We start from the raw sequence: 24546 nt of genomic DNA on the forward strand, positions 1-24546 counted from the left end.
GTCAGTCACCGCCCGTCGCACGGCCGATGGGGACGGTGCGGTCTCCTACCTGGTTTCGGTAGCGGTCGGTTCCGACGATTCCGAAGATAGCGAGTGCGACGACGGACGCGGCCAGGAGAAGTCGTCCCGGAGGTACGTTGCCAACGTCGTGCAGTAGTATCGCGGGGGAACTGCTCCCGCCGGACGCGGTGAACATCCACCCCAGTGCACAGGGTAGCACGAAGAACCAGCGGAAGCGTCGTTCGTAGATAGCCTCGACTGCGAAGGTGACCATACGAGAACCTATACTGGAAGGGTTGAAAAGGATTGTCAATTTAATTACATCTTGTCAGAGCGGCTACTCAAATTCTCTTGACCCACGGGAGGAGCATCGGTCTTCAGCTCCAACGGGAGAGTCAGGTGTCTGGTTTCGACCCCCTCGAAGTCGGGAGACTGACGTCGAGTGTGCCGTCGACAGTCAACTGCGTCTCGGCGTCTTCGTAGGCGACCGTGACGTGAGCACGGAAGGGACACTCCTCGATGACCTCCGTGCTCCAGTTCCGGACGTACTCGGATATCTCCCAGAAGGGGACCGACGAGATATCGACGTCCCGTTTCCAGTAGAACACGACGACCGCCGGATGGTAGAGCAATCGAACGTACAGGGGAGCGAAGACCTGACGATAGCAGCTTCGACATCGCGCGATGCAGTAGTGTTCCGTCGAACCGGGGCCGTCTTCGCTGTCGATCTCGACCGACGTTCGTCCGCCACAGGCCGTACACGTTCCCCTGAGGGCGGTGGCGTACTCGTGATGAATCCGCTGGTCGCAGGACCGCAGGATCTCCGTACTCGACCGGTCCTTCGCTTCGGCGGGAGGGAGGTCGTAGACGACGATTTGCGTGTCACAGTCGGTACAGACGACGACGAGTCCCCTCTCGCGATAGTCGGCCCGCAACGAGACGGACTCACATGCCGGACACCGACCTTCGAGTCGCGTCGACTCGAACGACGGGCGTTCGGAGTACGTCCCGGACAGTATCGCCCGCACGACCTTGTCGCCTGCCTGCGTCAGGGCGTACTCCTGGTCGTCCTTGTACAGGAATATCTCGTCGAGCATATCGAGGTGGTACGACAGTTGGGAGGTACTGTCGACGGGAACTCTGTCGTAAATCGCGGTGAACGTGAGTCCGTTCGTCCCATCGCGTTCTGCCTCCGCGAACGCCTGCAGAATCGCGGTCCGCAGTTCGTTTCCGAGCACCGAGAAGGCGTCTTCCGGTGAGACGGACGCGTTATCAGGCATGGATATCACCTACTCTGGTGCGAGTTCGTACAAACCACTCGCTTTCGGGCGGGCGGTTCCACTACCCCGGAAGGAGGAAGTTGACGAACGTGACCACGAGCCCCGCAAGACCCATGCGAACGCCCGCGACGAACCAGTTCTGCTCCGATAGCTGGCCGAGGTAGGCACCGAACACGAACAGAACGCCGACGCCGATGCCGACACCGACGACCGTCGCTTCGAGGAGCGAGAGGTACGTCCCCTGGAGCAGAAACGGAACCAGTGGAAAGAGGATGCCGATGAGCGGCCCGATTCCGCTCATTACGGCGTTTATCTTTCGCGCACCGGCTTTCTGGCGTTGTACCTTCGTGTCGTCCAGGTCGGCGAGCATCGCACGCTCGAGTTGTAGGATTTCCGCCCGCTTCTCGGCGCGCTCTATCTCCCAGACGCTCCAGACGCCGGACGTTGCGAGGCCGACGGCAGCACCGGCACCGATCTTGACCACCGTGACGCCGTCCGACACCCCGGAGAGATACGCTCCGACGATGATTCCGATGCTCGTCAGCGTACCGTCGAACCCGTTGGAGATGAAATATCTGCGCGATATCGACCGAACCTCTTCTTTTCGGAGGAGTTCCCTCACTTCCTCCATCCACGCCATCATCGAACGTCCTGGGGCGTCTCGCTCTCTTCGACGAGTACCTCGCCACACGCTACCTCGTCGAACGAGTGAACGGTCCCTCCGAGACCGTCGATTTCCTCTTCGACAGCAGAGGAATCGATGTCGTCGCCTTCGACCGTGACCTTGACGTTCTGCACCTCGCGGTCGGTTTCGAGCAACACGACGTTCGCTCCGGAAACGCCCTCGCAGCGAGCGATGACCTCGGAAAATTCGAGGAGCCCTGGTTCGTGGGGTTTCAAGATGTCGAGTACCAGACGTTTGGTTTCGACCATTGCCAGCGCATCGCTCGGTAGACGCTTAGTGCTAAGGGTCCGAGAGGTGCCTCCGCTCCCGGCTATCGACGTCGGCTCGTCGCACTCGACCGGTCTCTCCCGACCGCGTTTCGTCCGGAGACTACCGACGATCACTCCAGTCGGTACACGAGCGCCTCGTACGGACGGAGATCGATTTCGGCTATCGAGTCGCCGGCACGGTCGCCGTAGTTGCCGACGAGTTTCTCGCTTCGGTCGTCCGTAACGTCGTCCGGTAGTCGAAACGTCGGCTCCCCGTCGAAGAAGTTGAGCACGACCAGCAGCCGCTCCGATTCGTCGTTCAGCGTTCGGAGATACGCGTAGATCTCCGGGTGGTCCTCGAGGAGTTGGACGTAGCGGCCGTACACCAGGACGGGGGTAGAATGGCGGAGTACGACGAGACGGCGATAGTAGTTGAGGACGGAGTCTTCGTCCCCCTGTTCCCGTTCGACGTTGACTTCCGGGAAGTTCTCGTTGACCTTTATCCACGGTTCCCCGTCCGTGAACCCGGCGTTCTCGTCGTCAGACCACTGCATCGGAGTCCGGGCGTTGTCACGACTCCAGAAGTCGACCGCGTCCCGGATCTTGTCGAAGGTCGAGACGTCGCCCGTCTGGAGTGCGAGCATGACCTTCTGGATGGTCGCCTCGTCCCGATACTCGTCGAGGCGACGAAACGTCGGGTTCGTCATTCCGATCTCGTCCCCCTGGTAGACGAAGGGGGTGCCCCGGAGGGTGAAGAGGTAGGTCGCGAGCATCTTCGCCGATTCGGCCCGGTACTCCTCGTCGTCGCCGAATCGAGAGACCAGTCTCGGCTGGTCGTGATTGCCGAGGAAGATGCTGTTCCAGGCCCCGTCCTCTAGACCGCGCTGCCACCTCGCGGTCGCGTCTCGAAGTTCGTCGAGGGTCCATTCGTCGAAGTCCCAGGGTCCCCGGTCGCCCTTGTCGATGTGGAGATGCTGGAACGAGAACACCATATCGAGGCCGTCCTCGTGGAACCGTAGCGCCTCGTCGATGGTGACGTCGGACGTCTCGCCGACGGTCACGACGTCGTAGTCGTCCAGTACCCTGTCGTGCAGCTCCCGGACGTACTCGTGAACTCGTGGACCGTTGATGAACTGTTCTTTCCCTCGCTGGGTCGAATCCGGGTCCCCGTCGGGCAAATCCGGGGGTTTGGAGATGAGATTGATGACGTCGAAGCGAAATCCGTCGCAATCCTTCTCGATCCACCACCGTACCATCTCGAAGAGGCTCTCTCTGACGTCGGGATTTCGCCAGTTGAGATCCGGTTGCTTCTCGTCGAACAGGTGAAGGTACCACGCCTCGCGCCGTTCGTCGTAACTCCACGCCGGCCCGCCGAAGAACGACTCCCAGTTGTTCGGTGGTCGGTCGGGGTCACCGTCGACCCACCAGTAGTAGTCCCGATACTTCCCCGCTTTGCGGCGTGATTTGCGGAACCACTCGTGTTCGTCGGACGTGTGGTTGGTCACCATGTCCATGATGAGTCGAATGTCCCGCGCGTGGAGGTCGTCGCGCAGCGTCTCCCAGTCGGCCATCGTCCCGTAATCGTCGTGGATTGCGCGATAGTCGCGAACGTCGTAGCCGCCGTCGACGAGCGGCGAGTCGTACACCGGACAGAGCCAGACGACGTCGACGCCCAGGTCGTCGAGGTAGTCGACTTTCTCCGAGATGCCCCGCAGGTCGCCGATGCCGTCGTCGTTCGCGTTGTGAAAGCTCCGGGGATAGATCTGGTAGACGACGGCTTCCTTCCACCACGTTCTGCCGTCATTCATGATGGCTGTTACGACGCACTGCACCTTGATTGCGGCGACGAGAGACAGCGCCGGTCGACCGTTCGTCTCGAGGTATCGCGACGGGAGAGCGTCGACGTTCCGCGACGGACGGTACGTCGCGGGTTTCGAACTGCGACACTCGGACGTCGACATCGTCCGAAGCGGACTTCCGTGACCCTCGTCGACGGCGTTTCGACCGAGTTCGAATCGCGCCGTCGCACGGCAGTTTCAGCTATCGTCTCCCGTCGTGGCACGCGGTTCGCTACCCGAAAGCGGGCGTCGGCTTTCGCGCCGACGTTCGGCCCTCCCGAGTCGTATCCCTCGCCGGGACGTCGAGCGAACTACCCCGGTCGAGGCGTCAACTCGAACGTGTAGAGGCCGGTGAACGCATCGCTCGCGACGACGAGTTCCCGTTCGGGATTGTACGACGCCTTCCACGCCATCGGTGGCGCACCGAGTGCGGCGACGCTGTCGTTCGGCGTGACTGCGTCCGCACCGTCGGCGGTCGGATACCGGTCGACCGGACGCGGAGCCGTCGGGTCGGTGACGTCGTACACCACGACGCCGTCGTGCCAGTCGGCGCTGACGAGGAGGGTCGCGTCCCCCCAGGGAACGATGTTGAAGTGATGGCCGGTCCAGTCGAAGCGTTCGGTCCGCTTTCCCTCTTCCATGCGGCGGGCGTTCGGCGAGACGGTGAACCCGACCGGGACGGGGTTCTCCAGCGACCCGTCCCGCCACCCGACGTCGAAGACGTGCTTTCCGCCCGGGACGCCGAACGGCCGCTCGTCACCCAGGACGAGCAGGTCGCGTCGCTGGTCGAAGTGGCCGTGATGCGCACTGCCGAACGCTTCCTCCCCGACGCTCGCCTGCTCGTACGACTTCCGACTCCCGTAGTCGAAACGTCCGATCTCCGACGGGTTTCGAGGGTCGCTCACGTCGTAGACGACGAAGCCAATGAACTGCCCCGCCTGGAACGCCGCGCAGAGCACCTCCCGCTCCGGATCGACGGTGATGTCGTGACAGGCTCCCTGGGGACCGTACTGGCCCACCTTGCGCGGAGCCGTCGGATCGGCCACGTCGTACACGTCGAACCCGTTCGTCTCCAGGCCGTAGTTCACCGTGTAGAGGACCGGTTTCCCGGGGTGCGGCGTCACGTTGTGGGACTTCCCCTCGGAGACGGACCCGACGACCCTCGGGTTCGTCGGCGTTCCGGCAGAGTAGCCGTAGTCGACGATTTCGAAGTTACCGGGCCAGGTTTTCTCTATCGTCCGGTAGTACAGACCGTCCCGGTGGTCGAACTTGACGTCTATGTTCGGCGCGTCGTTCGAACTCTTCAGAGAGTGGACCGCGTTCGGGGAGGCGGGGTCGGCGAGGTCGATGAGATACGTGCCCTCTACCCCCCACTTGGTCCCGAGGACGGCGTACTCGCCGTCCGCTCGAACCGCCGTCTCCGAGTAGCCGCCACCGGGCGGCGGCTGCGCCGCGGGTCGCGTCTGGCCGAGCTTCCGGAGCGTCGTCCGACCGGGGTCGACCGTTTCCGTCCTCGTGCTCGTCGTCGTTCCGTCCGCGTCGTCATCGTCGTCCTCACCGGGGGAGCCGGCGCACCCGGCGAGGAACGTCCCCGTGAGGGCGACGGCCGAACGCCTCAGCAATCGACGACGGGTTCGCGAATCGTGCTGGGAATTCACTGGAATCACTCCAGCGGTCGGAACGGCGGATTCACCGTTTGTTATGGGCCGCCTGAACGGAAGGAAACCCGTCCACCGGTGGGCTGTTTCCTCTCCGGGCCGTCTCACCCGCGGTCGTTGGGGTCCAGGTGGTCCTTTCCCGCGTGCCACCGACTCGGCGACGCCGGTCGGTAACCGAACGTAACCAGGTGATGCTCGCGTCCAGTAAACCATACCCGCTCGGAGGCCCGAGTAGAAGACATCGTGTCACCGACCACACCCGGACTCCACCACGTCACTGCCATCGCGGGCGACCCCCAGCGCAACGCCGACTTCTACGTCGGCACGCTCGGCCTACGGTTCGTCAAGCGGACGGTCAACCACGACGACCCGACGACGTATCACTTCTACTTCGGCGACGGGATGGGGACGCCGGGGACGTCCATCACGTTCTTCCCCTGGACGGACGGCGGCCGCCGGGGACGGGCCGGTACCGGGCAGACGCGGACCGCGGGCTACCTGATACGCCCCGAGTCGGTCGACTACTGGCACGACCGACTCGCCGGCAAGGGCGTCGACGTCGACCGGACGGAGCGGTTCGGCGAGACCGTGCTCCGGTTCGACGACCCCGACGGCATCGGCCTCGCGCTGGTCGCGAGCGACGAGGCCGCCGACGCCGACGTGCGACCGTGGGACGGGAGCCCCGTCCCGGCGGACCACCAGCTTCGCGGATTCCACGGCGTGACGCTCGCCGTCCCGGCGTTCGAGCCGACCGTCTCGGTGCTGACCGACGTCCTCGGCTACGAACGCGAGGCCGAAGGGGACGGGCGACGACGGTATCGCGCGAACGGGGGCGGACCGAGGTCCGTCGTCGACCTCGTCGAGACGGACGGTCGCGGACGGTCGGGCGTCGGAACGATCCATCACGTCGCGTTCGAGGCGGCCGACGTCGAGGAACAGGAGCGCTGGCGGGAGGCGTTCGCCGACCACGGACTGACCGCGACCGACGTCGTCGACCGCGAGTACTTCCAGTCCGTCTACTGTCGCGAACCTGGCGGCGTCCTCTTCGAGATGGCGACCACGGACCCCGGCTTCACCGTCGACGAGGACGTCGACGACCTCGGCTCCGACCTGCGGCTCCCCCAGTGGCTCGAAGACGAGCGCGAGGCCATCGAGGCGCAGTTACCGCCGTTCGACGGGCCGACCGTCCCGTCGGAGGACGAGTAGCGAGCCGTACTGAGCTACCGGCCCTCGCGCCGGGACGCCGGTCGACGGCGTTCGTCGTCCGGCGACAGCTCTCAGGCTCGTCTGACGAGCACTTCGTCGGTCCGCTCCATCGCCGTCTCGCCGTCGACGGTCGCGGTGACGTGGACGTCGACGACGCCCCGGTCGTCGTCCATGGCGTCCTTGTCGACGATTTCTGCGGCGACGGCGAGTTCGTCGGCGGGGCGGAGCGGTTCGTACCACCGCAGCTCCCTGATGCCCATCGCACAGACGACCGCGAGGTCGGTGAGAAAGCCGTCGACGCACTGGCGCATCGCGAGACTCGCGGTGTGCCAGCCGCTCGCGACGACGCCGTCCGAGAGCTCCTCGTCGTGGTCGGGGTCGAGGTGGATGCGTTGCGGGTCGTACCGTTCGGCGAACGCGATTATCTCGGCTTCCGTGACCGAAACCGACCCGCAGTCGAACGTTTCGCCGACCGCGACGTCTTCGAAGTGTCGGAGCGCCATCGACGTCCCGTGGTAAGGGGATTCCGCCCATAAAGTTCGGGGTGCCGGCGGCCCGCCTACTCGAGGTCGAGTTCGACCTCGTGCACCGGTTCGAGGTCGGCCTCTACGAGTTCGGTCGCGAGCTGGGTGGCACACCCTGGACAGTAGAACTTCCGGAATTCGAGGTCGTCGTCGACGTACTCCGCCGGGTCGTTGACGAGCGGACCGGCGTCCTCGACGGGCAGCCGCTCGCAGAGCGCGTGGAGCTTGTAGTTCTCGTCGGCGTCGCAGAGCGTCTCGTCGCAGCGCCGGCAGACGACGGTCTCAGCGTCCGTGTCCACGTCGAGGTGGGCGTCGAGCCGTCGGCGAGTCATCGCCCGTCACCTCCCCAGGGTTCGGCGGTCAGCCGTCGCTCGCGGATCTCCTCTCGGCGTTCGTCGGTCGCGGCGGCGTCGACGTCGCCGCCGTCGAGCACCACGCCGTACGTCTCCCGGGCTTCAGTCTCGGAGACGTAACCGACCGCCACGTCCTCGGCGACCGCTTCGGGGTCGCGGTCCAGCGGGTCGCCGTACCCCCCGCCGCCCTGCCAGCGGCTGTAGTAGACGTCGTCCGCGCCCGTCTCGAACTTCGCCTTCGGCTGGGGGACCTCCGTCTGCCCGTCGACGTCGTCCCTGTCGGCGGGAATCGTCCCGTCGGCGAACTGGTCGGCGACGTCGCTGTCGCGGAGGAGTTCGTACCGGACGGCGTTCGACGGGTGGCCGCCCGAGACGCCTTCGCTGGTCGGCATCGCCGCGCCGAACGAGGAGACGACGTGCGCGAGTCCGTCCGTGTCGTGGGCCTTCCAGGCCATGCTCGACGTGACGCCGCCGCGGTGTTCGCCGGGACCGCCGGAGTCGGTCTCCTCCTTCCGGTAGAGATACAGCATCGGGAACGAGAGTTCGTTCGACTCGACGTTCGGGGCGGCACCGCCGGGCGCGACCCAGATGCCGCCGGTGTTGACGCCGTCGGAGTGGGTACGTGCCCCCCAGCCGCCGGCCATGGGGTCCATGAACTGCGTGACGAAGAACTCGCCGCGCTGGTCGACGCCCATCACGTTCATCGTCACCCACGACCCGGACGACCCGGCGAACAGTTCCTCGTCGTACTCGTCGCTGGCGTCCAGCATCTTGGCGACGCAGACGTTCGAGAGGTTGGCCGTGTGCCACGTGCCCGCGACGGCGGCCATCCCGGTTCCGGCGGGGTACTCGGCGTTGACCATGATGCCGTCGTCGGCCTCGAAGTCGAGGACGCGATAGATGCCGCCGAGCGCCCACGGGATGTCGTAGCAGAGCATCGGCAGGACGGCGGTGGTGAGCGCGCCGCGCATCCCCGCGTACGTCGTGTTGATGACGCCCGCCGACTCGTCGCCGCTGACCCGGAACGTCAGTCCGTCGTCCGCCTTCCGGAGTTCGAGACGGGTCCGGTAGACGCTCCGGTCGGCGGCGTTGGCGACGTCCTGGTAGGCGACGTGCCGCCAGACGCCGTCGGGGAGCTCTCGCAGGCGGGCGCGGAGGCTCTCCTCGGCGTAGTCCATCGTCTCGTTCATCACGGCCTTGACCGTGTTCGCGCCGTAGTCGTCGACGAGTTCGTGGATGCGGTCGATGGCGACGTTGTTCGCCGCTATCTGGGCGCGGAGGTCCATCCCCAGGAGCGGGGCGGCCCGCGACTTCCGCAGCATCAGGTCCCCCACGTCCGCGCGGAGTTCGCCGTCCTCGACCAGCTTCGTCGGCGGCACCGGCTCCGCCTCCGCGAACGCGTCGTCGTCCTCGATGGAGAAGCTCCCGATCTCGTTGCCGCCGACGTCGACCTGGTGGAGCGTCGAACTCACCCAGCCGAACAGTTCGTCCTCGTGGAAGACGGGGGCGATGACGACGGCGTCGTTCTGGTGGACGGCACCGACCCAGGGGTCGTTACAGATGAACATGTCGCCGGGCTCGATGCCGGGGTTCTCCGCTCGATGTTCGAGTATCCACTTGATGATGAGGTCGGTGACGCTCGCGTGGTACATGACGTACGGGCCGAAGCTGACGGTTTCGCCGCGTTCGTCCGCGATGGTGACGTTGAAGTCGTTCGCTTCGGTGGCGATGGGCGAGCCGCTGACCCGCTTGAGCGTCGTCCCCTGTTCGTCGTTGATCTGTCCGAGTCGGTGTCGGAGCACCTCGAACGTGACCGTGTCGAGGTCGTGGTCGTCCGAGACGGTGTGCAGGTCGAGGTCGTCCGGGAGCGCCGCTTCGTCGAACTCCGTGACCGCGTCGTACTTGTCCGCGCCTGGAATCTGTGACATGGATGCTCACTCGATGATGATGTTGCGGTAGTCGTCGACCGTCGCGCGCTGGTGCGGGCGCACCGTGACGGTGGTGTCGGGGAGCTGTACGACCGCGGGGCCGTCGACGGCGTCGCCGGGCGTCAGCCGGTCGCCGTCGTAGATAGCCGTCTCGACGAACGCCGACCGGTCCGGCCAGTACACGTCCCGCGCGTCCGTGCGAGCGTCGCCGGCCTCGGCGGACGCCGCGAGCGTCGGGTTCGTCGTGTCCCCGCTTCCGCGGACGCGCTGGTGGACCAGTTCGACCTCGGCCTCCGCGTACGTCGACCCGGGGCCGTACAGCGACTCGTACTTCGCCTCGAAGCGTTCGAGCAGGTCGTCGACGTCCCCGTCCGCGAGGTCGCCGGTCGGCACCGGAACGGACACCTGGTGGACCTGCCCCTTGTACCGGAGGTCGACCTCCCGGGCGTAGGAGACGGCGTCCGTGTCGAACCCCTGGCTCTCGAAGTCGGACTCGATGCGGTCTTCCAGTTCCCCGAACGTGTCCGCGAGGTCGTCCGCGTCGAACGGCGCGACGGCCGGGTTCGACATCTCCTCGACCCAGCCGACGTTCGACGTGGAGATGCCGAACGCGGAGAACACGGACGCGGTGTCGCCCAGCGGGACGATCGTCGACTGGGTGCCGAGGTCCTCCCCGTAGAAGGACGCGTGCAGCGGGCCGGCCCCGCCGTAGGCGAAGATGGAGAAGTTCCGCGGGTCGTGGCCGCGCTCGACGGTGACCTGTCGGAGGAGGTCGGCCATCGCCCCGTTGACGATCTCGAAGACGCTGGCGGCCGCCTCCTCGACGCTCACGCCGAGCGGGTCTGCGACGTGTTCCTGCATCGCCGCACGCGCGGCGTCGACGTCGAGTTCGCGGCGACCGCCGAGGAAGTACTCGGGGTTCAGGTAGCCGAGAACGAGGTCCGCGTCGGTCACCGTCGGTCGGTCGCCGCCGAGGTCGTAGCAGGCCGGGCCGGGGTCCGCGCCCGCGCTCTCCGGGCCGACCTGGAGCGCACCGCCGTCGTCGATCCACGCGACCGAACCGCCGCCGCTCCCGATGGACTCGATGTCGACCGAGAGCTGGTAGAGACTGTACTGCTGGACGGCGGAGGTCGCGCGCACCTGGTGGTCGCCGTCGATGACGAGGCCGACGTCGAAGCTCGTCCCGCCGACGTCGGTGCAGATGAGGTTCGGCTCGTCGACCGCGTCGCCGATGAACTGCGAGCCGATGACGCCCCCTGCGGGCCCGGAGTTTATCGTCGCGACGGCGTCGTTCTCGACCTCGGTGAGCGGCATCGCGCCGCCGGTGCTCTTCATGAGGTAGACGGGGGCGTCGAGGCCGCGGTCCGACAGCGCGGACGCGAGGTCGTCGACGTAGTCGGCGAGCACGGGGGCCGTGTACGCGTTGACGGCGGTCGTCGCGCCGCGTTCGTACTCGCCGAGTTTCGGCACGACCTCGTGGGAGAGGTACGTCGGCGTGTCGGGCGCGACGTCCGCCGCGATCTCGCCGACGCGGCGTTCGTGGTCGGCGTTCCGGAAGCTCCACAGGAGGTTCACCGCGATGGCGTCGACGTCGTCGGCGAGGTCGGCGACGGCGTCCCTGACCTGGTCGTCGTCGAGGGAGACGACCTCCTCGCCGGCGTAGTCGGTCCGCTCGTCGAGTTCCCGGACGTTGGCCTTGGGAACGAGCGGTTGCGGCTTCGACTGTGCCGCGTAGTGCTGCATCTCCTGCTGGGAGAGCCCCTTCGTTCGCGTCGTGGTGCGACCGATGTGCAGCGCGTCCCGGTGTCCACGGGTCGTGACGAGGCCGACGTCGCCGCCCGTTCGTTCGAGGACGGTGTTGGTCGTCAGCGTGGTGCCGTGGAACAGCACGCTCGTGTCCGCCAGCACGTCCTCCAGGGGGTGGTCGAGGGTCTCCGCGGCGTTCGCGAGCGAGGCGACGACTCCCTCCTCCGGCCGGTCGGGCGTCGTCGGTGCCTTCCCGGTGACGCGGGAGCCATCGTCGCCGACGATGACCGTGTCGGTGAACGTCCCTCCCGTGTCAACTCCCGTTACATATGCCATACCATAGCAAACCGCGGCGGGAATGAATAGGTGTTTTGTTAAATAAGATAACGAAACTTAGACTGAATTAACCGCTCTCGGGGGTGGTCACAGCTCGTCGTCGTAGAGCACGGCGAGGTCGGCGCGCCCGCTCCCGACCAGCGTGTTCACCCCGTCCGTCGTCGTCACGTAGTTCGTCGCCATCGTCGGAATCTCGACCGTGTTCCTGATTCGGTCGCTCAACCGGCCGAGCGTCTGCGGGTCGTACCGCGGGCGGCCGTTCGGACTCGCCTGCCCCGCCACCACGGCGGCGAGCGCACACCCGCGTTCCGCGAGCCGTTCCGCGAGCGCGTACGATTCGCGGGTCTTGAACCCGTTCGGGTGCCAGTCGGTCGCCTGCAGCGTCACGGTCACCGCCCCGTCGTCGGGCCACGCGTCACGCACCGTTTCGAAGACCGCGAGGGGAAACCGCATCCGGTTCTCGAGCGACCCGCCGTACTCGTCGTCGCGCTCGTTCGCGAACGGCGAGAGGAAACTGTTCAGCAGGTATCCGTGTCCCACGTGCAGTTGTGCGACGTCGAACCCCGCCTCGGCGGCGCGCGTCGCCGCCGACTCGAACGCCGCGAGCACGCGCTCGCGGTCGTCGTCGTCCATCGCCGTCGGCGTCCGCGTCCCCTTCGAGAACGGTTTCGACGACGGCGCGAGCAGCGGCCAGGCCGCCTCGTCGGGGAGCGGACGGTCGAGTCCCGCCGACCGCGGTCGCATCGCGCCGCGCCGGCCGGCGTGGGAGAGCTGGACCGCGACCTTCGCGTCCCCCGCGTCGTGAATCCGTCCGACGGCGTCAGTCCACGCCTCCCGGTGGTCGTCGGCGTAGATACCCGCGTTCCGCGGCGTGATGCGGCCGTCCGCCGCGACGGCCACCGGGTCCGTCAGGACGAGGCCGGCGCCGCTCCGACCGGCCTCGACCAGCGCGTCCCGGTACGCCGCGCTCGGCAGCCCGTCGGTCGCGTCCTGGTCGTCGGCCGGGAGCTTGACGACGCGGTTCGACAGTGAGACGCCGTCCAGGTCGAACTGTGTGAAGAGCGGCGGAGTGGCGACGTCGAGCGTCCCTGGGTTCGCACCGTCGGCCCGGTTCGCGAACCAGCTGTCGTAGTCGTCGACGAAGCCGGTGTCGCGGACGCGCAGGTTGTCGTACGTGATCCGGCCGCTGCGCGTCAGGAGGTGGACGGTGAACTGCTCGGGGTCCATGTGGAGGTAGCGGTCGACGTGCTCGAAGTAGCGTCGGCTCCGGTCGGCGGCCGTCTGGAGCGCGCTCACCTTGTCCCGGCGGTCCATCTCGTACCGGTTCAGCGCCGCCGACACGTCCGTCCCGTGCTCCTTGAACCCCTCCCAGAGGGCGATGGCGTCCTCCATCGCCATCTTGGTGCCCGCCCCGATGGTGAAGTGGGCGGACGCCGCCGCGTCGCCGACGAGCACGACGTCGTCGAAGTGCCAGTTCCGGTTCTTCACCGTCCGGAAGTTCCGCCAGCGCTCCTGCTTGGACTTCAGCCCGTAGCCGTCGAGGTGGTCGGCGAACAGGTCCTCGAAGTACGCCAGGCTCTCCGCCTCGCTCTTCTCGTCGAGGCCGGCGTTGCGCCACGTCTCCTCGCTGCACTCGACGATGAACGTGCTCGTCTCGCCCGGATAGGCGTGTATCTGCCAGAGGCCGTCGTCGTTCTCCCGGAAGATGAACGTGAAGACGTCGAACGGCTTCTCGGTCCCGTACCACGCGAACTTGGCGTTCCCCTCCGAGACGTTCGGCTCGAACCGGTCGGCGTACTCCTCGCGGACGGTGCTGGCGATGCCGTCGGCGCCGACCAGGAGGTCGGCGTCCTCCCGGAGTTCCTGCGGCGAGTCTATCTCGACCTCGAAGTTGAGGTCGACGCCGAGTTCCCGACAGCGGTCCTGGAGGATCTCCAGCAGGTCGGTCCGCATGATGCCGGCGAACGTGTGGCCGCCGCAGCGGTGGCGTTCGCCGCCGTAGTACACGTCGATGGGGTCCCACTGGACGAACGCCTCGGTGATGCGCTCGTGGGTCTCGTAGTCCGCCTCGCGGAGCGAGGACAGCGTCGCGTCGGAGAAGACGACGCCCCAGCCGTACGACGAGTCGGCGGGATACTTCTCGTGGACGCTGACGTCCCAGTCCGGGTTGGACTTCTGGCACAGGAGACTGGCGTACAGACCGCCGGGTCCCCCGCCGAGGACCTCGACGTTCATGCGAGACCGTCACCCCATTCGTTCTCGACGATGCGCTCCAGGCGCTCGTACTGTTCGACGCCGGTCACCGTCGGGAACAGGAGGAGTTCGTCACAGCCCCGGTCCTCGTAGCCGCGGACGAACTGGACGACCTCCTGGGGCGTCGTGAGGAGTCCGTCGGCCACCTTCTCGGCGAACGGTCCGGTGAACGCGTAGTAGTCGAGGAGATACTCCCGGCCCCGTTCCTCGACGTCCTCGTCGCCGAGCGCGAAGTAGCCGTGCCCCCACAGCGCGGGCCCGCCCGGTCGCTCCGCCTCCGTCCAGGCCGCCCGGGCCTTCTCGGCCTCCCGTTCGAAGACGCTCGGCGGGCCGCCGCCGTGGATGTACCCGTCGGCGTACCGGCCGACGCGCTTGAACGCCGGGTCGCTCATCCCCCCGACCAGTAGCTCCGGACCGCCGTCCTGGACCGGGTCGGGGCCGACCTCCTCGCTCTCCCACTGGTCGCGGAGTGCACCGAGTTGCTCCGTGAAGCGGCGGCCGCGCTCGCCGTACGGAACGTCCGCGAGTTCGTAGTCGTCGCGCCGGGCGCCGAGCGCCAGTCCGACGGTGAGCCGTCCGTCCGAGAGAACGTCGACCGTCGCCGTCTTCTTCGCGAGCAACGCGTTTCGCCGCAGCGGGCCGGCGATTATCGACGTCGCCAACCGCACGTCGTCGGTCACGCCGGCGCAGGCGGCCAGGGTCCCCATCGGGTCGAGACTGTCGTACCGGAGGCGGTCGAAGACGCCGATGCTCGAGAACGGTCCGGCGTCCGCGCGTTCGGCGTACTCCAGAACGAGGTCGCGGTCGGTTCCCGTCAACGTGTTCGGTAGGCCGACGCCTACATTCATGATGTGTCAACACAGGACACATCGGAACGTAAAAGTACGCTGCTCAATCCGGCCCGATAGGTTACGGTATCGGACATAGTTCGACAGTTCTGTACGCCGACGGCCTGGGTGATGATTTAAGGTCCTCTCGGCGGAAGACTTGTGCATGAGTAACGCGGTGTTCGATGTCACCGACGGCGTCGCGACCGTCGAGATACGTCGCCCCGACGCGCTGAACGCGATGGACTCGGAGACGAAACGCGACATCATCGACCGGGTTCGCGAGTACAGACACGACGACGGCGTCCACGTCGTCGTGTTCAGGGGCGCGGGCGAGGACGCGTTCTGTGCCGGCGGCGACCTGAAGGAGGTCCGCGAGACCGACTACTCGCTCGCCGCGTTCACGGAGACCTGGCAGGAACTGTTCGACGCGCTCCGGCGACTCGGGAAGCCGACCGTCGCGCAGGTCGACGGCGTCTGTCTCGGCGGCGGGTTCGACCTCATGCTCCACGTCGACTTCGTCGTCGCCGCCGACGACGCCACCATCGGCCAACCCGAAGCCAGCCTCGGCATCGTGAACCACTTCTCGCCGCCGATGCTGCGCGAGATGGTCGGCTGGCGGCGGGCGCTCGACCTCGTGATGACCGGCGAACCCGTCGACGGCGCGGAGGCCGAACGCATCGGGCTCGTCACGCGGAGCGTCCCCCGGTCCGAGGTGGAGGAGGAGGTCGCCTCGCTGACCGCGTCCCTCCTGGAGAAGAGCCCCCGCGTCCTCCGGAAGCTCAAGACCGGGTTCTACGAGACGATGGACATGTCGCCGGCGGCGGCCAAAGACCACCTCGGCCGCATCGCACACGAGGCCGCCCGCGAGGACCCCGACTACCGGGAGGGCGTCGACGCGCAACTCGACGGTCGCGACCCGGAGTGGGAGACGTAGCTACCGCGTCGTCCACCCGCCGTCGACCGACAGGACGGCCCCGGTCACGAAACTCGCCAGGTCGCTCGCGAGGAACAGCGCCGGTCCCGCGACTTCCGCCGGGTCGGCGAACCGGCCGAGCGGCGTCCTGTCGACGACCGACTCGTACAGCTCCTCGTCGGCCTTCAGCGGCTCCGTCAGGTCCGTGCTCACGTACCCGGGTGCCAGCGCGTTCACCCGGACGTCGGGCGCCCAGTCGAGCGCCAGGCTCTTCGTCAGACCGACGAGACCGTGTTTGGACGCGACGTAGGGGTGTTGGCGTGGAATGCCGACGAGGCCGGCGACGCTGGCGACGTTCACCACGCTCCCGCCGCCGTCGCTGGCGAGCGCCGCTGCGCCCCGGCGAGCGCAGCGGAACGCGCCGCGGAGGTTCACGTCCACCGTCCGGTCGAACGCGTCCGGGTCGACGTCCTCCGGCCGGTCCATCCCGTCGACGGGATTGATGCCCGCGTTGTTCACGACGACGTCGACCGAACCCAGTTCCGCCTCGACGGTCTCGAACAGCGCGTCGACGGCCGCCTCGTCTGTCACGTCGGTCGGCACGGCGACCGAGTCGCTCCCCGCCTCGCGGACGGTCTCGACCGCGTCCTCGACGTCCGCCCGGGTCCGCGAGGTGGGGACGACGTCCGCGCCCGCCGCCGCGAACGCCTCGGAGATGGCGCGGCCGATGCCGCGCGTGCCCCCGGTCACCACGACGACCTCGCCCGAGAGGTCGACGTCGGGCGCGACGGTCATCGCTCCCCCTCGTTCTCGTACATCCGCTTGCTGATGACGACGCGGTTTATCTCGTTGGTTCCGTCGTATATCTGCATCCCCTTGGCGACGCGCATGTACCGCTCCACGGGATACTCCTTCGAGTAGCCGCGACTGCCGTGTATCTGGACGGCCTCGGTCGCCGCGTCCATCGCGGCGTCAGTCGCGAACGTCTTCGCCATCGCGGCCGCCTGGGTGACGCGGTCGCCCCTGTCCCGGCCGTCCGCCGCCGCGAGCGTGAGCAGTCGCCCCGCCTCGACGTCCATCGCCATGTCGGCGAGCTTGAACGAGATGCCCTGGTTCTCCCGGATGGGCTGGCCGAACTGTTCGCGCTCGTCCGCGAACTCGCGACTGGCGTCCAGGGCGGCCTGTGCGACGCCGACGCCCTGTGCAGCGGTCCCGATGCGGCCGACGTCGAGCGCTTCCATCACGTATCGGAAGCCGGACCCGGGGTCGCCGACGACGTTCTCCGCCGGGACGCGGACGCCGTCGAACCGTATCTCGGTCTCGACGGCCGCTTCGCCCTCCATCGACGGGATGTCCCGGACGACGGTCACGCCGTCGCGGTCGTGCGGGTCCGGGATGCCGACGAGGCTGAGTCCCCGGTGGCCGTCGTCCTCGCCGGTTCGCGCCAGCACCAGCAGGAGGTCCGCGATGGCGCCGTTCGTCGACCACACCTTGTGTCCGTCGACGACCAGTTCGTCGCCGTCTCGCTCCGCGGTCGTCGACGCCGACGCGGCGTCGCTCCCCGCGTCCGGCTCCGTCATCGCGAGCGCCGCGATGGACTCGCCGGCGAAGACGTCTGCCAGCCACCGTTCGCGCTGCCAGGGAGTGCCGAACGTGGCTATCGGATACCCGACGAGGCCGGCGGCGACGTTGACCGTTCCCGCGAGCAGTTTCCACGTCCGGGCGAGTTCCTCCATCGCGATGGCGAACGACCGGTAGTCGAGGCCGCCGCCGTCTACGTCCTCCGCGTACGGGACGCCGACGAGTCCGGCGTCGCCGAGCGTCCGCACCAGGTCCCTGGGAAACTCGCCGGCGTCTTCGTACGCTTCGACGTGTGGCGCTATCTCCGCGTCGTAGAACGCCCGGACCTCCTCGCGGTACGCCGCGTGGTCGTCCGATATCGTGAGCCGGGTTAGCATGACGTTCGTCCAGTCGGCCACCCGGGCCTTAATTTCTCGGTGCGCGAACCGTTCGTCGCCACTGCCGTCCGGGCGGCCACGACGTCTACCGACGCTCCGGCGAGGGTGCCGATGGGCGACGGAGGCTCCAGATGACCCCAGCGGGCGACCGGTCGACGGACGGGGGCTCACGAGCCACGAAGTCGGCGCAGTGCGACGACACCATCATTCTTAATTACCGATGCACTGTAGGCCGTTTTATCGATGGAAACCGACCCACGGTCCGAGCGAATCGTCGGTCTCCTCGCGGACGGGTGTAATCGCTCGATACTGACCGTCCTCGACAAAGCCGGCCGGTCGCTTCACGTGATGGAGCTGGCCGAGCGTCTCGTCGCCCGCGAGACGGTCGTGGCTCGAACGTCCCAGTACGAGGACGAACTCGACCGGGTTCGGGTCTCGCTGCATCACCATCGCCTGCCGAAGCTCGACGAGGCGGGGTTGGTCGAGTACGACAGCACAGCCAACGTCGTCACGTCGCGGGACTCGACGGACGTCGACGCCGACTGGCTGGACGCGGGTCGAATCGGCGAGCAACTGGACCGGCTCACGAACGGCAGCGAGGCCGCCGAAAGCGACGTCGGCACGATAGAGGGCCGGGAGACGGTGATCGAACACGGTCGTCGCCTCGCCGACGAGGCGACCGACGAGCTGTTCCTCATGTACGTTCGCGAGGACCTGCTCGAAGACGAGTGCATCTGTCACGCGGGGGACGCGATAGAGCGGGGCGTCGACGTCTACCTCGGCTCTCAGAACCGGAACGTCCGCGACGTCACCCGCCGGCGACTTCCGGAAGCGACCATCTGGGAGCCGGACATAGACTGGATGAACGCCCCGTCCCGGTATCCGAAAGTCGGGCGGTTCGTCTTCGCGGACCGCGAGAAAGTCATGCTCGGCCTCCTCGAGGAGTCGACGGACGCACACGCGGAGACGGCCGTGGTCGGCGAGGGCGAGACGAACCCGCTCGTCGTCCTCGTCCGCGAGCTACTGGGTCCGCGGCTCGACCACCTCGACTTCCAGAGCGACGACTTCCGACAAACGTCCTCCTTCTGACCATGACAGACAATCCCATCACCGACGGCAACGACGAAGACGACCGACAGGAACGGCGCAGCGAGTTCACGTACGACGTCGGGGCCGACGAATCGCCCAGCCACGCCGTCGTGAACGCCGTCGCAGCCTACACGAACCGGTCGCCCATCGACCTCGACCCGCTGTACGACGTCGTCGACCCCGACCACCTGGACGGACTGTTCGGGAAACGGGGACCCGAACCGTCCAGAGCGGGCGGGTCGTTCGTCCTCCTGTTCGGCGGGTGCGAGGTCACCGTGACGCGCGACGAAATCCGCGTCCGCGAGGCCGACGACGGCGGTAGATAGGACCCGCGGCTCCGTCGTCGCTCGGCGTCCTCCGGAACCCCGCCGGTCGACGACCTCGTCGTCCTCGCGGCCCCGGAGTCGACGCCACGTCGAGAGCGCCGCGCTCGCGGTCACTCGTCGTCGACGACCGCGAACCCCTCCATCTCGATTCGGGCGTCGTCCGCGAAGAAGTCGGCGACCTCGAACAGCGCCATCGCCGGATAGTCGTCGAAGTACCGTCCGAACACGTCGCCCAGTTCGTCCAGGTGGGCCTTGTACTCGTCGCGGTCGGCGACGAAGACGTTCAGTTTCACGATGTCGTTCGAACTCCCACCGGCCTCCTCGACCACGGTCGAGAGGTTCGAGAGCACCTGCTCGAACTGACCGACGAGGTCGTCGGGGGCGACGATCTCGGCGTCGGGACCGCTGGCGTCCTGGCCGGCGAGGTAGAGCGTCTTCCCGCCGTCGACGAGGACGCCGTGGTTGAAACCGCTGGGCGGTGCGAGTTCGTCGGGGTTCAGTATCTCGCGTTGCACGCCAACCAGTGGTGTGCCACCGCCTATCAATCTACCTCCGTCGAATCGGACCGACGGCGCTACCGAGGGACGGGGCGAGCGGTCAGAACGCCATCGCGTCGAGAATCTTCTCCTCGATGCGCGGCGGGTTCGGGAGGTAGTAGTCCTCCCGGGCGAGCATCGGAATCGGAACGTCGAACCCCGTGACGCGCTCGATGGGAGCTTCGAGATACATCAGCGCCTCCTCGTTGAGCGTCGCGATTATCTCGCCGGCGAACCCGCCGCTCTTCGGCCCCTCGTGGACGACGACGCCGCGACCGGTCTTCTTCAGCGACTCGACGAGCGTCTCGCGGTCGAGCGGCGAGAGCGTCCGGACGTCGACGACCTCCGCGTCCAGTCCCCGTTCTTCCGCGAGCGTCTCCACGGCCGTCGTCGTCGGCTCCATCATCGCGCCGTAGGAGACGACCGTCACGTCCTCGCCCTCGCGCCGGACCGCGGCCTCGCCGATGGGTTCCACGTACGACTCCTCGGGGACCGCCTGGCGGAACGAGCGATAGACGCGTTTCGGTTCGAGAAAGAGGACGGGGTCGGGGTCGCGGATGGCCGCGGTGAGCAGCCCCTTCGTGTCGCGGGGCGTGCTGGGGACGACGACCTTCAGTCCGGGAACGTGGCTGTAGACGGCCTCCATCGCTTCCGAGTGGTGTTCGAGGGCGCGAACGCCACCGCCGTACGGCGCCCGCACGACCATCGGAGCGGTGCGTTCGCCGCGCGTCCGCCAGCGAATCCTGCTCGCCTGCGAGACGAGCTGGTTGAACGCCGGCGGCAGGAACCCGGAGAACTGGATTTCGGCGACGGGACGGTAGCCCCGCATCGCGAGGCCGACCGCCGTGCCGACGATGGCGATCTCGGCGATGGGCGTGTTGACGACGCGCTCGCTCCCGAACGCGTCTTCGAGCCCCTCGGTCGCGCGGAAGACGCCGCCGGTTTCGGCGACGTCCTCGCCGTAGACGACGACGCGGTCGTCCGCGGCCATCTCCGCGTGCAGCGCCTCGTTGACGGCTTCGACGAGTGTCAGTTGCATCTCGGTCACCCCTTCGGTCTGTCGTCGACGTACTCCATCACGTCCGGTCGCTCCTCCAGCAGCGCCTCGAACTCGGCGAGCTGGCGTTCGAGCTCAGGCGGCATCTCCTCGTACAGGTACGTGAACAGCTCGTCGACGCCGCCGGACTCGTACGCGTCCGCGGCTTCCTTCGCCCGGTCGAACTCGGCGTTCAGTTCGTCACGGATCGCGTCCTCGTCGACCGTCTCCCAGACGCCTTCCGCCTTCAGCACCGACCGGAAGCGGTCGACGGGGTCGTAGGCTTCCCACCGCTCTACCTCCTCGTCGCTCCGGTAGAGCGACGGGTCGTCGTTGGTGGTGTGGGCGTCGAGACGGTAAGTGACGGCCTCGACGAGCACCGGACTCCCGTCGACGGCCCGCTCCCGGGCACTCCGGCAGGCGTCGTAGACGGCGAGAACGTCGTTGCCGTCGACGCGGATGCCGTCGAACCCCCAGGCGATGGCCTTCTGGGCGACCGACCTGGCGTTCGTCTGCTTCTCGAACGGCTGAGAGATGGCGTACTGGTTGTTCTGGCAGTAGAACAGGGCCGGCGCATCGATCACGCCCGCGAAGTTCATGCCGGACTGGAGTTCGCCGGTGCTCGGATGACCCTCGCCGAAGTACATCGCCGAGACCGCGTCGGCGCCGTCGAGTTTCATCCCCCACGCCTGGCCGACGCCGACCGGGATGTGGGTGCCGATGGCGATGGACATCGGGAAGATGTTGCTGTCCTCGAACCGGTTCGCGTCCATGACGCCGCGCCAGTACAGCAGGAGGTCCCGCAACGCCATCCCGTGTTTCAGCAGGGCCGTCGCCTCGCGACCGTACGGGAACAGCCAGTCCCGGTCCGCGTCGAGCGCGTAGACGCAGCCGATGATGCTCGCCTCCTGCCCGCGACCGGAGGCGTACGTCCCCATCTCGCCGCGACGCTGGAGTTTCACCATCCGCTCGTCGACGACGCGCTGACGGACCATCCACCGGAAGAGGTCGCGCAGTTCCTCGTCGTCAAGGTCCGGCAGCGTCCCAGCGTCGTAGTTCCCGTCCGGCGACACGAGCTGGTATCGCGCCGGCGCCGTCTCGTGTTGTCGTAGCGTCGCGGCGTCGAGCGACGACGTCGCCTCGCCGTGGTCGGACGTGATGTCGATGTCTTCTTGCACGCTGTTCACCGTCGCGTGTCCACAACACTCATACCACGGGATATTAAGGTTTGTTTCCCGGAGGAGCGCTTCGTCGGCGGACCGAGAGGCGTCGGTGGAGCGGCCGCTGGCGGAACCGGCGAACGGAGACGGCTCGGTTACCCGTGAGCGGGACCTTCACCAAACGTATTTAAGTGTAGTAATAGTAATAGGTAGGTATGTCAGAGGGTGACTTCCAGGGCTACGGTGGCCGACACGTTCCCGAACCGCTCGTCGAACCGCTCGAACAGCTCGCGACGGCGTACGACGACGTCAGCGACACCGACGAGTTCCAGTCCGAACTCCAGGCGCTCTTCGAGGAGTTCGCCGGTCGTCCGACGCCGCTCTACTACGCCAGCAATCTCAGCGACCGATACGGTGCAGACATCTACCTCAAGCGCGAGGACCTGCTCCACGGCGGCGCGCACAAGATCAACAACACGCTCGGCCAGGGACTGCTCGCGAAGCAGGCCGGCAAAGAACGACTCATCGCCGAGACGGGAGCGGGCCAGCACGGGACTGCGACCGCCATGGTCGGCGCGTTCCTGAACCTGGACACCGAGATTTACATGGGGAAGAAAGACGTCGAGCGCCAGAAGATGAACGTCTTCCGGATGCGGCTGATGGGCGCGGAGGTCAACGAGGTCACCCGCGGCGACTCGGGGCTCGCCGACGCCGTCGACGCCGCGCTCGAAGACTTCGCCCAGAACGTCGACGACACCCACTACCTCGTGGGGAGCGTCGTCGGTCCCGACCCCTTCCCCCGAATGGTGCGGGATTTCCAGAGCGTCATCGGCACCGAAGCGCGCGAGCAGTTCCAGGAGCGGACGGGCGAGCTGCCGGACGCTGCGGTGGCGTGCGTCGGCGGCGGTTCCAACGCCATCGGCCTGTTCCACGCCTTCCGCGACGACGACGTGGAGTTCTACGGCGCCGAAGGCGGCGGCGAAGGAGCCGAGTCGAAGCGCCACTCCGCCCCGCTCACCAGCGGCGAGGACGACGTCCTTCACGGGATGAAGACGCGCGTCATCGACGACGACGTCGAAGTCCACTCGGTTTCCGCGGGGCTCGACTACCCTGGCGTGGGTCCCGAACACGCGATGTTCAGGGAGATCGGTCGCGCAGAGTACACCGGTATCACCGACGAGGAGGCGCTCGCCGCCTTCCGCGAACTGAGCGAGACGGAGGGCATCATCCCGGCGCTCGAATCCAGCCACGCCGTCGCCCGAGCCATCCAGCTCGCCGAGGAGGGCGACCACGACACGATACTCGTCAATCTCAGCGGCCGTGGCGACAAGGACATGGAGACCGCCGCGGAGAAGTTCGACCTCTGAGACCCGGTCGGCCTCCACTCCTGCGCTATTCTATCAGTAGTGATACGGTTTCATCATTTAGCTCCCCTAGTGTAACAATCGGGCCGACTCGTTGAACAGGCGAGCGAGTTCAGAACGCCGGCAGCCACGTGGGTCATCGGAACCTGAACTACTGCTCAGGGACGTAGGGACGGGAACGTCGAGACGGACAGTAGATGGCGAAGATAGCGGACTGCGTCTCCGACTATGGAGCGGTGAGATACCTACGTGACGCTGCCTGCGTTCGGGGGCACGACGCCGATATCGCGTATCCTCCCTCTCAATTGTCGTTCAAGGGATGCCGTTCGCGCCGAACGAAGTTTCGAGTGCCGAAGGAGACGACGACGAGACTCATAACCAACGCGGTCCCGAAGAGGAGAACGAGACTCAGCACGTGGAGGGAAACGACGTCGTACGCGTGGCTGATCGTCTTGCTCGCCACTGCGAGACTGTCGATTAGTAGAATCATCGCAAAGTAGTGCTTGAACTTCGCCTCGTCCGCGAACTCCGTCAACCGCGAACCGAGGTACGCGCCGAAGATGCTACCGCCGAGCAACGGAACGACGACCGAGAGATGAACCGCGTCCGCTCGCGCGTAGAGAAACGCTCCGTATCCGCTCGAAACCGCAATCTGGAAGATGTCGGTTCCGACCGCGACTGTTTCCGGCAGTGTCAGTCCGTACATCAGGCTCGGGAGGATGAGAAAGCCGCCGCCGACACCGAGAACGCCGGCCAGTATTCCCGTTGTAAAAGCAATCGCTAGTACCACCCACACTGACGCGGTGATACCGCCACTGAACGACAGCATCGGCGGGATTCGAACGGTTCCAATCCGCTGGAGCAGGGTCGTGTCGACCCCCTCACTGCCGTCGGGACTGAGCGTGCGAGCGTCGCGTAACACGAACAGTCCGACCACCGCAAGCAGTCCCACGTACGCAACGCTAATCACGAGGTCTGCGAGTCCGGCGTCGGAGAGCCCGAAGAGCAACCATTTCCCGACTTCGATCCCCATCGTCATGCCTGCGACGAGGAGGATTCCCAGTTTGTAGTCGATGTGGCCCAGTCGTCGATGGGTAACGACAGCCGTGATCGACGTTCCGAAGACGAACACCAGTCCGGAGCCGACGGCTGCCTTCACCGGGTGGCCGAGCACGAGTAACGCCGGTGTGACGAAGAAACTCCCGCCAAGGCCGAAGAATCCGAACAGGATTCCGACTGTGAACCCGAACAGGACGAAAAACAGCATTCCCGGCTCGAA

Annotated in this window: 23 protein-coding genes; 5 read left to right on the forward strand and 18 right to left on the reverse strand. The window is 66.7% G+C overall.

Annotated features, from left to right (window positions below; translation table 11 throughout):
* Position 1: 1 nt before the first annotated feature.
* The 6 genes from ACTF4R_RS19565 to ACTF4R_RS19590 form a co-directional block, all read right to left on the reverse strand.
* Positions 2-274 (reverse strand): hypothetical protein, encoded by a 273-nt coding sequence (locus ACTF4R_RS19565; RefSeq protein WP_440010038.1) that lies wholly within the window; start codon positions 272-274, stop codon positions 2-4.
* 121 nt (positions 275-395) lie between these two features.
* Complete coding sequence (locus ACTF4R_RS19570) at positions 396-1280, reverse strand: DUF7351 domain-containing protein (RefSeq protein WP_440010040.1); 885 nt, start codon at positions 1278-1280, stop codon at positions 396-398.
* A 61-nt stretch (positions 1281-1341) separates the two neighbouring features.
* A complete protein-coding gene (locus ACTF4R_RS19575; protein WP_440010041.1) occupies positions 1342-1923 on the reverse strand; it encodes a VIT1/CCC1 transporter family protein in 582 nt (193 codons plus the stop codon).
* Entirely contained in the window at positions 1920-2213 is a 294-nt protein-coding gene (locus ACTF4R_RS19580) for a DUF211 domain-containing protein (RefSeq protein WP_440010042.1), read from the reverse strand. The genes ACTF4R_RS19575 and ACTF4R_RS19580 overlap by 4 nt, the downstream gene beginning before the upstream one ends.
* 131 nt (positions 2214-2344) lie before the next feature.
* Positions 2345-4021 (reverse strand): glycoside hydrolase family 13 protein, encoded by a 1677-nt coding sequence (locus ACTF4R_RS19585; protein WP_440010045.1) that lies wholly within the window; start codon positions 4019-4021, stop codon positions 2345-2347.
* Between the two features lie 341 nt (positions 4022-4362).
* Positions 4363-5673, reverse strand: coding sequence for an LVIVD repeat-containing protein (locus ACTF4R_RS19590; protein ID WP_440010048.1), 1311 nt, complete (start codon positions 5671-5673; stop codon positions 4363-4365).
* 279 nt (positions 5674-5952) lie between these two features.
* Between ACTF4R_RS19590 and ACTF4R_RS19595 the strand changes: the two genes are divergently transcribed.
* A complete protein-coding gene (locus tag ACTF4R_RS19595; protein WP_440010050.1) occupies positions 5953-6915 on the forward strand; it encodes a ring-cleaving dioxygenase in 963 nt (320 codons plus the stop codon).
* 71 nt (positions 6916-6986) lie between these two features.
* Here the strand turns inward: ACTF4R_RS19595 and ACTF4R_RS19600 are convergent, their stop codons facing one another.
* The 6 genes from ACTF4R_RS19600 to ACTF4R_RS19625 all read right to left on the reverse strand — a co-directional run bounded on the left by ACTF4R_RS19600 (position 6987) and on the right by ACTF4R_RS19625 (position 14903).
* Entirely contained in the window at positions 6987-7418 is a 432-nt protein-coding gene (locus tag ACTF4R_RS19600; RefSeq protein ID WP_440010053.1) for a MaoC/PaaZ C-terminal domain-containing protein, read from the reverse strand.
* A gap of 56 nt (positions 7419-7474) precedes the next feature.
* Entirely contained in the window at positions 7475-7771 is a 297-nt protein-coding gene (locus tag ACTF4R_RS19605; RefSeq protein WP_440010056.1) for an acetone carboxylase subunit gamma, read from the reverse strand.
* The gene (locus ACTF4R_RS19610; protein WP_440010058.1) at positions 7768-9720 is read right to left on the reverse strand and encodes a hydantoinase B/oxoprolinase family protein; all 1953 of its coding nucleotides are present in this window, start codon (positions 9718-9720) and stop codon (positions 7768-7770) included. The genes ACTF4R_RS19605 and ACTF4R_RS19610 overlap by 4 nt, the downstream gene beginning before the upstream one ends.
* A gap of 6 nt (positions 9721-9726) precedes the next feature.
* Entirely contained in the window at positions 9727-11802 is a 2076-nt protein-coding gene (locus ACTF4R_RS19615) for a hydantoinase/oxoprolinase family protein (RefSeq protein ID WP_440010061.1), read from the reverse strand.
* Between the two features lie 87 nt (positions 11803-11889).
* Positions 11890-14037, reverse strand: a complete 2148-nt coding sequence (locus tag ACTF4R_RS19620) for an oxidoreductase (protein WP_440010063.1) — start codon at positions 14035-14037, stop codon at positions 11890-11892.
* Entirely contained in the window at positions 14034-14903 is an 870-nt protein-coding gene (locus ACTF4R_RS19625) for an LLM class flavin-dependent oxidoreductase (RefSeq protein WP_440010065.1), read from the reverse strand. The genes ACTF4R_RS19620 and ACTF4R_RS19625 overlap by 4 nt, the downstream gene beginning before the upstream one ends.
* Before the next feature lie 145 nt (positions 14904-15048).
* Between ACTF4R_RS19625 and ACTF4R_RS19630 the strand changes: the two genes are divergently transcribed.
* Positions 15049-15819 carry an enoyl-CoA hydratase/isomerase family protein gene (locus ACTF4R_RS19630; protein ID WP_440010068.1) on the forward strand — a complete coding sequence of 257 codons (771 nt, stop codon included), beginning with the start codon at positions 15049-15051 and terminating at the stop codon, positions 15817-15819.
* Here ACTF4R_RS19630 and ACTF4R_RS19635 read toward each other — a convergent pair whose 3' ends face one another.
* Positions 15820-16593, reverse strand: coding sequence for an SDR family NAD(P)-dependent oxidoreductase (locus tag ACTF4R_RS19635; protein WP_440010071.1), 774 nt, complete (start codon positions 16591-16593; stop codon positions 15820-15822). It abuts the gene before it with no gap.
* The gene (locus ACTF4R_RS19640; protein ID WP_440010073.1) at positions 16590-17756 is read right to left on the reverse strand and encodes an acyl-CoA dehydrogenase family protein; all 1167 of its coding nucleotides are present in this window, start codon (positions 17754-17756) and stop codon (positions 16590-16592) included. Before ACTF4R_RS19640 ends, ACTF4R_RS19635 begins: the two co-directional genes overlap by 4 nt.
* 243 nt (positions 17757-17999) lie before the next feature.
* Between ACTF4R_RS19640 and ACTF4R_RS19645 the strand changes: the two genes are divergently transcribed.
* Together ACTF4R_RS19645 and ACTF4R_RS19650 are read left to right on the forward strand one after the other, a co-directional pair.
* Complete coding sequence (locus ACTF4R_RS19645) at positions 18000-18845, forward strand: DUF7344 domain-containing protein (protein WP_440010075.1); 846 nt, start codon at positions 18000-18002, stop codon at positions 18843-18845.
* Positions 18846-18847: 2 nt separating this feature from the next.
* On the forward strand, positions 18848-19171 hold the full coding sequence (locus ACTF4R_RS19650) for a HalOD1 output domain-containing protein (protein ID WP_440010077.1): 324 nt from the start codon (positions 18848-18850) through the stop codon (positions 19169-19171).
* A 110-nt stretch (positions 19172-19281) separates the two neighbouring features.
* Here ACTF4R_RS19650 and ACTF4R_RS19655 read toward each other — a convergent pair whose 3' ends face one another.
* From ACTF4R_RS19655 to ACTF4R_RS19665, 3 genes are all read right to left on the reverse strand, one after another.
* The gene (locus tag ACTF4R_RS19655; RefSeq protein WP_440010080.1) at positions 19282-19686 is read right to left on the reverse strand and encodes a RidA family protein; all 405 of its coding nucleotides are present in this window, start codon (positions 19684-19686) and stop codon (positions 19282-19284) included.
* Positions 19687-19768: 82 nt separating this feature from the next.
* Complete coding sequence (locus ACTF4R_RS19660) at positions 19769-20746, reverse strand: alpha-ketoacid dehydrogenase subunit beta (RefSeq protein ID WP_440010082.1); 978 nt, start codon at positions 20744-20746, stop codon at positions 19769-19771.
* Positions 20747-20751: 5 nt separating this feature from the next.
* A complete protein-coding gene (locus ACTF4R_RS19665) occupies positions 20752-21921 on the reverse strand; it encodes a thiamine pyrophosphate-dependent enzyme (protein WP_440010084.1) in 1170 nt (389 codons plus the stop codon).
* A gap of 197 nt (positions 21922-22118) precedes the next feature.
* On the opposite strand from ACTF4R_RS19665, the gene trpB reads away from it, so the two are divergent.
* The gene (trpB, locus tag ACTF4R_RS19670; protein WP_440010087.1) at positions 22119-23270 is read left to right on the forward strand and encodes a tryptophan synthase subunit beta; all 1152 of its coding nucleotides are present in this window, start codon (positions 22119-22121) and stop codon (positions 23268-23270) included.
* 298 nt (positions 23271-23568) lie between these two features.
* Here trpB and ACTF4R_RS19675 read toward each other — a convergent pair whose 3' ends face one another.
* Positions 23569-24534 carry a sulfite exporter TauE/SafE family protein gene (locus ACTF4R_RS19675; RefSeq protein WP_440010089.1) on the reverse strand — a complete coding sequence of 322 codons (966 nt, stop codon included), beginning with the start codon at positions 24532-24534 and terminating at the stop codon, positions 23569-23571.
* Positions 24535-24546: the final 12 nt, after the last annotated feature.

This window comes from Halomicrococcus pelagicus (genome assembly GCF_051917725.1).
In the GTDB taxonomy this organism is placed as follows: domain Archaea; phylum Halobacteriota; class Halobacteria; order Halobacteriales; family Haladaptataceae; genus Halomicrococcus.